The organism is Streptomyces spongiae, from assembly GCF_009377185.1.
In the GTDB taxonomy this organism is placed as follows: Bacteria; Actinomycetota; Actinomycetes; order Streptomycetales; family Streptomycetaceae; genus Streptomyces; species Streptomyces spongiae.
The window spans coordinates 23,473-31,512 of record NZ_VJZC01000052.1 but is presented as its reverse complement, the minus strand read 5'-3'; the positions used below and the strand labels follow the sequence as shown (position 1 = coordinate 31,512).

At 72.3% G+C, this 8,040-nt stretch carries 8 protein-coding genes and 1 riboswitch; of the genes, 1 reads left to right on the top strand and 7 read right to left on the bottom strand.

Annotated elements, in window-relative coordinates; translation table 11 throughout:
- The first annotated feature begins 70 nt into the window (after positions 1 to 70).
- A riboswitch (SAM riboswitch) is annotated at positions 71 to 187 on the top strand.
- A 148-nt stretch (positions 188 to 335) separates the two neighbouring features.
- Positions 336 to 1,703 carry an aminotransferase class V-fold PLP-dependent enzyme gene (locus FNH08_RS11025; protein ID WP_152771267.1) on the top strand — a complete coding sequence of 456 codons (1,368 nt, stop codon included), beginning with the start codon at positions 336 to 338 and terminating at the stop codon, positions 1,701 to 1,703.
- Here the strand turns inward: FNH08_RS11025 and FNH08_RS11020 are convergent.
- The 7 genes from FNH08_RS11020 to FNH08_RS10990 form a co-directional block, all read right to left on the bottom strand.
- Positions 1,658 to 2,914: a glycerate kinase gene (locus FNH08_RS11020; protein ID WP_228034037.1), complete on the bottom strand. Its 1,257-nt coding sequence runs from the start codon at positions 2,912 to 2,914 to the stop codon at positions 1,658 to 1,660. The two genes, FNH08_RS11025 and FNH08_RS11020, sit on opposite strands and share 46 nt — an antisense overlap.
- A gap of 12 nt (positions 2,915 to 2,926) precedes the next feature.
- Complete coding sequence (locus FNH08_RS11015) at positions 2,927 to 4,342, bottom strand: SLC13 family permease (protein ID WP_322724215.1); 1,416 nt, start codon at positions 4,340 to 4,342, stop codon at positions 2,927 to 2,929.
- 91 nt (positions 4,343 to 4,433) lie between these two features.
- Positions 4,434 to 5,096 carry a response regulator transcription factor gene (locus tag FNH08_RS11010; protein WP_152771266.1) on the bottom strand — a complete coding sequence of 221 codons (663 nt, stop codon included), beginning with the start codon at positions 5,094 to 5,096 and terminating at the stop codon, positions 4,434 to 4,436.
- Entirely contained in the window at positions 5,093 to 6,553 is a 1,461-nt protein-coding gene (locus FNH08_RS11005; RefSeq protein WP_228034036.1) for a sensor histidine kinase, read from the bottom strand. Before FNH08_RS11005 ends, FNH08_RS11010 begins: the two co-directional genes overlap by 4 nt.
- A complete protein-coding gene (locus tag FNH08_RS11000; protein WP_152771265.1) occupies positions 6,519 to 6,794 on the bottom strand; it encodes a small secreted hydrophilic protein in 276 nt (91 codons plus the stop codon). The genes FNH08_RS11005 and FNH08_RS11000 overlap by 35 nt, the downstream gene beginning before the upstream one ends.
- Before the next feature lie 140 nt (positions 6,795 to 6,934).
- Entirely contained in the window at positions 6,935 to 7,216 is a 282-nt protein-coding gene (locus FNH08_RS10995; protein WP_322724213.1) for an Lrp/AsnC family transcriptional regulator, read from the bottom strand.
- A complete protein-coding gene (locus FNH08_RS10990) occupies positions 7,213 to 7,944 on the bottom strand; it encodes a rhomboid family intramembrane serine protease (RefSeq protein ID WP_152771264.1) in 732 nt (243 codons plus the stop codon). The genes FNH08_RS10995 and FNH08_RS10990 overlap by 4 nt, the downstream gene beginning before the upstream one ends.
- Between the last annotated feature and the right edge of the window lie 96 nt (positions 7,945 to 8,040).

Here is an 8,040-nt window from a genome sequence, read left to right as displayed (position 1 = left end):
CCCCGGCCCCCATCCCGCCATCCGGACACCCCACTTGCGTCCGGATGATCGTGTGGCAAGATGCTGGGCAGGTCATGAGCGACAGTCACAAGGCCCCGGCCGGCTGTCCGGCAACCCTCCGTCCGTGGCGGGGTGCCCCGGGTGAAGACCAGGCCGTAGGCAGCGAGGTCTACGGCAAGCGCGGACCCCTCGCGTAACCAGGGGTCCTGGTCGTCGAGGGAGCCTTCCGTGAGCAAGCGAATGCGATAGGGCCGCAGAGCCCCGCCTCCGCACACCCTTTTCCACTCTTTCCCGCACGCCTCCCTTGCCGTGCGCGCCTCTCACGGGAGCTCCCCATGTCTGTCCTCACCGCTGCCTCCGCCCAGACCATTTGCACCCCGCTGCCCGTTCTGGGCCGAGACGTCACCGTCCCGCTCGTGACCGGCGGCGAAGTCACCTACGCGGCGCTGGACTACGCCGCCAGCGCCCCGGCCCTGCAGCGCGTCTGGGACGACGTGGCCGCGTACGCCCCGTACTACGGCAGCGTGCACCGCGGCGCCGGCTACCTGTCCCAGCTCTCCACGGACCTCTTCGAGAACGCCCGCAGGACCGTCGCCGAGTTCCTCGACTGCCGTGACGACGACCAGCTGGTGTTCACCCGCTCCACCACCGACTCGCTCAACCTTCTCGCCGCCGCGCTCCCCGCCGACTGCCAGGTCTTCGTGTTCGAGACCGAGCACCACGCCTCGCTGCTGCCCTGGCGGGACGCCCGCGTCACCTACCTCAACGCCCCCCGTACGCCCGCCGAGGCCATCGCCACCCTGGAGCGCGCGCTCGCCGGCCGCGACCCCCAGGGCCCCGCCCTCGTCTGCGTCACCGGTGCCTCCAACGTCACCGGCGAGCTGTGGCCCGTCCGGGAGCTGGCGGCGGCCGCGCACGCCCACGGCGCCCGGATCGTGCTCGACGCCGCCCAGCTGGCGCCCCACCACCCGGTCTCGGTACGGGAGTTGGACGTCGACTGGATCGCCTTCTCCGGCCACAAGCTGTACGCGCCCTTCGGCTCCGGCGTCCTCGCCGGGCGCGCCGACTGGCTGACCGCGGCCGAGCCGTACCTCGCGGGCGGGGGCGCGAGCCGCAAGGTCTCCCGGCGCGAGGACGGGGGAGTGGACGTCGAGTGGCACGAGACCGCCGCCCGGCACGAGGCCGGCTCGCCCAACGTCATCGGCGCCTACTCCATCGCCTCCGCCTGCAAGGCTCTCACCGAGGCCGGGTTCGACACCCTGGTCGCCCGCGAGCAGTACCTGGTCGGCAAGGTGCGCGACGGCCTCGCCGAGGTGCCGGAGGTGCGCGTCCTGTCCCTCTTCGGGGACGACGCCCCGCGGGTCGGCGTCATCTCCTTCGTCGTCGAGGGCTGGAACAGCTCGCACTTCGCCGCCGCCCTCTCCGCCGAGTACGGCATCGGCGTACGGGACGGCCTCTTCTGCGCCCACCCGCTGGTGCGCACGCTCCTCGGCAGTGACCCGCAGACCCAGGGCGAGTGCGGCGCCCCCGAGGCCGCGCCCGGCGAGAAGTCCCTCAACGCGATCCGGGTGAGCTTCGGCGCCGGTACCCCGGACGAGCACGTCGAGCGGTTCGTGAACGCGGTCAAGGAGCTCGTCCGCAACGGAGCCCAGTGGAACTACCGCACGGAGGAGGGGCGTTGCGTGCCCGACACCTCCGCGTGAACCGGTAGCCGGGTACCCAGCAGGATCATCCGCAGGGCCCGCTCGGTGGCGTCCGTGAGGAGCTCGGAGGCCCGGAGCAGCGCCTCGGCCAAGGCCATCGGAGCGGGCAGGATGCCGTGACAGGCGTCCACGCCCGGCACGTCGTGCGCGCCCTCGCCGAGCGTGCCCGCCAGCGCGAGCACCGGCCGCCCGTGCAGCTTGGCCCGGCGGGCCACCTCGGCGGGGACCTTGCCGCGCGGCGTCTGGTGGTCCAGCGCGCCCTCGGCGGTGACGACCAGGTCGGCGCGGGCCAGCCGGGCGTCCAGGTCGAGATGGTTCAGCAGTACCTCGAAGCGGGGGAGGAGACGGGCGCCCAGGGCGGCCAGGCCCGCCCCCAGGCCGCCGGAGGCTCCGGTGCCGGGGCCGTGACGGAGATCGATGCCCGGACGGCCGCCGTACAGGTCCGTGCCGGGGGCCGCGACATCCCGGGTCAGGACGTACGCCCAGTTCTCCAGGCCCGCCGACAGCTCCTCCACCTGCGCCGGGGTCGCGCCCTTCTGCGGGCCGAAGACACGGGCCACTCCGCGCTCGCCGCACAGCACGTTGTACGGGTTGCAGGCGACCAGCAGTTCGACGTCCTTCAGACGGGGGTCCAGGCCCGACGGGTCGATGTGGTGGAGGCGGGACAACTCCCGGCCGCCGGGCGGGAGTTCAAAGCCGTCCGCGTCGAGCAGACGGGCACCCAGTGCCTGGAGCGCGCCGGCGCCCCCGTCCGACGTACCCGAGTCCCCGCAGCCGACGAGAACGCGTCGTACGCCCGTGTCGAGCGCGGCCCGGATCAGCTCGCCGACGCCGTACGTCGTCGTGGCGCCCGGGTCGCGGAGGCTGTGCGGGACGAGGGAGAGGCCCGCGACCGCCGCCATCTCGACGACCGCCGTGTCCCGGCAGCCGAGCAGCGCGAAGTGGGTGCCCATGGGCTCCCCGACCGGGCCCGTGGCGGGCAGCGCGACCAGCCGGCCCCCGGTCGAGGCGGCCAGCGCGGCGGCCGTGCCCTCACCGCCGTCCACCAGGGGGATGAGGTCGACCTCGGCGTCCGGCACGACCCGGCGGACGCCGTCCGCGATGGCGTCGGCGGCGGCCTGCGCCGACAGGGACTCCTTGAAGCCGCTGGGGGCCACGGCGATACGGCTGATCACGGGACGGACCATGGGACGGATCGTGGGACGGATCATGGGACGGACCTCCTAGCGGGTCGTGGGCACGCCGAGCAGCGGCCACACCGCGACGGCGAAGAGCAGGACGAGGGCAGCGCTCAGCGGTGCCAGGACGGCGGACAGACGCAGCAGGTCGCGCGGGGTGTACGTGGGCGTCCCGGGGATCTCGGCGAACAGCGTGACCGGCTTCGCGGAGGCCGGGAGCGTGTGGCAGAAGCCCGCCGCCGCGGTGGACGCGAGCGCCGCCGCGACCGGATTGACCCCCGCGCCCACGGCCGCCGCCACCACCAGCGGGACCAGCACCGACGAGCGCGCCGAACGGGACTGGAGGACGAGGTGCGCCGCCGTGCTCGCCGCGATCACCACGGTCAGGAACACGACCGGGGTGACGCCCCCGGGGAGCCCGGAGACCAGCCACTTCGCCGCGCCCGAGTCGGCCAGCGCGACGCCCATCGCCATCGTTGCCGCCATGAACAGCAGCAGCGACCAGGGAACCGTCTTCAGCGCGTCCTTCAGACGTACGGTGCCCAGGGCCGGTGAGGATGCGACGACCGCGCCGATCAGCGCCACCACCGCGGGGGGCACCCGGTGCAGCGGCTCGGCGCACCACAGGACCACGACCGTGGCGAGCAGCAGCGCGCACCGGGTCTCGGCCTGCGACCAGGGGCCGGTGACCGGGCGGTCGCTGTGCTCCTGGATCTGCTCGGCGGTGATGTGCACGGGCCCTCGGCGGTCCGCGCGCCGGGTGGTCGTCAGCAGGACCGCCTCGGCGGCCAGGTGGGAGGACACCACGGCCAGCGGCAGACCCAGCAGCAGCCACTCCGTGAAGCCGATCCGGTCACCGGTGGCCTCCCAGAGCACCGACACGGTGATCAGATGCGCGCCCGCCCCGATCAGGGTCGCCACCGCCGACAGAAGGATCACGGTCGGAAACAGCAACGCCAGCATCACGACCAGTCGCTTCCGGTCGGCGAGCGCTTTGGCGAGGGCGAGGAACACCGGCAGTGCGAGCGCGGCCCGGCCCGAGGTGGCGGGCACCGCGAACGCCGTGACCACCAGCGCGGCCGTCGTCAGATGCGTCAACTGCCGTACGGTGCGCGCACCGCCGACGAGGAACACCGCCGCCCGCCCCGCGAGCCCCGTCCGGGCCACCGCCGCCGCCAGTACGAACGCGCAGATCAGCAGCCACACCGTCGAGTCACCGAGGGTGCCGAAGAGCGTGTCGCTGCTGATCACTCCGGTCACCGTCAGCGCCAGCCCGGCGCCCAGCGCGATGTACGTGTCGTCGATCGGCGTGGCGATCCAGGCACAGGTGGCCAGGGCGAAGACCGCGAGCGTGAGGCGGGCGTCACCGCCGAGGCCGGGGAAGTTGCCGGGGACCACGAGCAGGGCGCACAGGGACAGCGCCACGCACAGGGCCGCGGTCAGACGGAAGTTCAGGGTCACGTCATCGAGGGTTCAACCGGGCCGTGAGCCGCCGATGAGCCGCACATGAAGGAAACTTCACGCCGCCGTGCAAGGGGCTACCCCTCCCCGGTCACGCCGGCAGCCGGTACCCCATCCCGCGGACCGTCTCCACCCGCTCCGAGCCCAGCTTCTTGCGCAGCGCGCGCACGTACACGTCCACGATGTTGGAGCCCGGATCGAAGTCGTACCCCCACACATGCGACAGGATCTGCTCGCGGGACAGCACCTGCCCCGGGTGCCTCAGGAACAGCTCCAGCAGCACGAACTCGCGGGCCGTCAGATCGACCGTCCGCTCTCCCGCCCGCGCCCTCCGCGTCCGCAGGTCCAGGCTCAGCGAACCGGACCGCAGCACCGTCACCTCGGGCGCCCGTGCCGCCGTACGCAACCGCAACCGCACCCGCGCGAGCAGTTCCTCGAACCGGAACGGCTTGGTCATCCAGTCGTCGGCGCCGCCCTCCAGACCGGCCACGGTGTCCCGTACGGAGTCCCGCGCGGTCAGCACGATCACCGGGATCGTCACACGGGCCTCCCGCAGTTCGCGCAGGACCGTGAAGCCGTCGCGGCCGGGCAGCCCGATGTCGAGGACGACCAGGTCGAAGCCGCCGGTCAGCGCGTAAGCGTACGCCGCGTCGCCGTCACCGACCACCGAGGTCGTGAAACCGTTGGCGCGCAGGCCCTTCTCGACGAACGAGGCGATGCGCTCCTCGTCCTCGACGATGAGGATGCGGTTCATGGACGGGCCTCTCCCAGGGTGAGTACGAAGGTGGCGCCGCCGCCCTCCGTGTCGTGCAGGCGGACCCGGCCGCCGTGGGCCTCCGCGATCGCCCGCACGATCGACAGCCCGAGCCCGGCTCCGGAACCGCGGGCGCCGCGCCGGGCGGTCCCGCGCCGGAACCGCTCGAAGACGACCTGGGCGTCCTGCGGCTGGACCCCGGGCCCGGTGTCCACGACGTACAGCTCGACGCGCGAGCCGTCGGCGCGGGACCCGATGCGGATGGTCTGCCCCGGCGTTGTGTGCTGCACGGCGTTCTGCGCGAGCTGGACCATCGCCTGGGTGATCCGCTGCGGGTCCAACTCCACCTCCCGGTCGGCGACTTCGTCGAGCCGCCAGTCGCGCTCGCCCAGGGTGCGGGCCTTGACGTAGACGTCGGCGGTCAGTTCGGCGAGCTGGACCGGCTCCGGGGTGACGAAGTCGGGACGCTCGGCCTTGGCGAGCAGGAGCAGGTCCTCGACGATGCGGCTCATCCGGTCGAGCTCGTCGGTGACGAGGCGCACGGTCTCCTCGCGCTCGGCGGGGTCGTCGCCCATCAACTCCAGGTGGCCGCGCACGATGGTGATGGGGGTGCGCAGCTCGTGACCGGCGTCGTCGACGAACTCCCGCTGGGCGGCGAAGGCGCGCTCCAGCCGGTCGAGCATCGCGTTGAACGTCTCGGCGAGCGCGGCCACGTCGTCCCGGCCGCGCACCGGGATACGGCGGGTGAGGTCCTGCTCGGTGAGCTGCGCGGCCGCGGCCCGCACCAGCCGTACGGGTTGCAGGATGCGCCCGGCGACCACCCAGCCGATCCCGGTCGTCAGGACCAGCGCCACCCCGGAGATGGCGAGCAGTATGCGGAACACGTCGTCCACACCGCCCTGTTCGCGCCCCGGGTGGAAGGCGACCACGAACGCGGCGTCCGGTTCACTGCCGTGCCGGGCGACGGCCACCTTGGCCCAGCGGATCTCGCCCGACGCCCGGTCCAGGGTGCCGCTGGAGCCGGGCGATTCGAAGATACGGCGCCGGGCGTCGGGGTCCTGGTGCAGGGGAACGGCGACCGGGCTGTCGCGGGGCGGCTGGATGATCTGCGCGGGACCACGGCCCTCCCGGCCCACCAGCCCGATCAGCTCCTCGTCCGGGTCGGCGTACTGCCGCTCCAGGAAGACGTGCAGCAGCCGCCCCGGATCCGTGAACGGCCGGCCGGTCTCCGGGTCGACCCCCCGCTCCTCGAAATGGGCGAACTCACCGGTTTCCTGGGCGAGCAGCCCGCTGATCCGGTGGTCGACGTCCCGCACCAGGATCGACCGCGTCGTCGCCGCCACCGAGCCGAGCGCGACGGCCATCATGAGCAACAGCCAGAGCAGGATGCGAACCCGCGCGGAGAGCGGCCGCCGCGACCGGTCATCCGTCGTCGTCGCCGGGTCCGTCGTCGTCATCGTCATCCCCCGCGGAGCTGTCCGTCACCGGAGGCCGCGACACCACTTCGTCACTGGGCGTCGGTGTCGGCGACGGCGTGGCCCGGGTGGGCGTGGGCGAGGGCGAGCCGCTGTCCAACTCGACCTTGGGCGGCACCTTGGGCGACTCCGGACTGTCGGTGAGGGCGAAGCTGGTGGCGGCGATCCCCAGAGGAATCACCACAACGGCGGCGAGAGCCGCCACACGACGCGAGAAAACCATGAGCACAGCCTGCGCCGGGCACGAGGAAGCAAGGATGAGCCGAAGATGAGGAACTCTTCATCTGAGGGGAACTGGAGGCGAGTAAGGGGCGCGGGGAACTGCGCGACCAGCCACAACAAGCCCGCAGCCGCCATACGACCTCAGCTGTCGAGCCCGATCGCGAACGCCGCCTCAAGATCATGCTGAGAGTACGTCCGAAACGCCACATGCGTATCCGTACCCTCAACCCCGGGAATCTTGCTGATCCGCCCCGGAATGACATCAGCCAGATCATCATGGCTCCGCACCCGAACCATCGCGATCAAGTCATACGTCCCGGTCACGGAGAACACCTCACTGACGGACTCCAGCGCCGCGATCGACTCGGCGATCTCGGGAATCCGGTCCACGCTGGTCTTGATGAGCACGATCGCGGTGATCACGGCGGGTTCTCTCCCTCGGGGGCGGACGCTGGGGATGTCACTCTAGTCGGCCACATGTACCGCCCCCACGCGTAGACGAAGCCCAGCGCGAACCCCACGACGTGCGCCAGATACGCCACCCCGGGCCCCGCCGCGGCCTGCCCGGCCGCCAGCCACTGGAGGGCCACCCAGAACGGCAGCGTCACCCACGCCGGAAAGCGCAGCGGAAGGAAGAACAGGAACGGGAAGAGGCTGGTGACCCGCGCTTCGGGGAACAGGTACAGAAACCCGCCGAGGACCGCGGAGATCGCCCCCGAGGCCCCGACCAGCGTCTGCGACGAGCCGGCGTGGGCGGCCGCGTACCCCAGCAGGGCGAGGTAGCCGCAGCCCCCGTAGAAGAGGGCGAACTGGAGGTGGCCCATCCGCTCCTCGGTCATGGCGCCGAAGACGTAGAGGAAGAGCATGTTGCCGAGGAGGTGGAGCCAGCTCCCGTGGACGAACAGCGCCGTGACGGGGGTGAGCGCGGCGCGAGGGGCGGCGCCGATCAGTTCGGCGGGCACGACCCCCCAGCGCCGGAAGTACGCCCGCTGGGCGGCCAGCAACTCGTCCCCGGTGCCGTACGCGGCGTTCATTCCGGACACGGGACCGATCATGAAGATCACGCAGCAGGCGCCGATCAGTCCGTATGTCACCGGCGCCGGGCGTTCCCGCAGCGCCCGGCCCGCCCTCGCGCTCCACTCGCTGATCATGAGCAGATCATGACGTAACGGGACCGAACCGAGCAGACCGCCTCGCCGCCATGGACGGACGGGCGGCGAGTACCCGCCAGGCCGTAGGGTTACGAG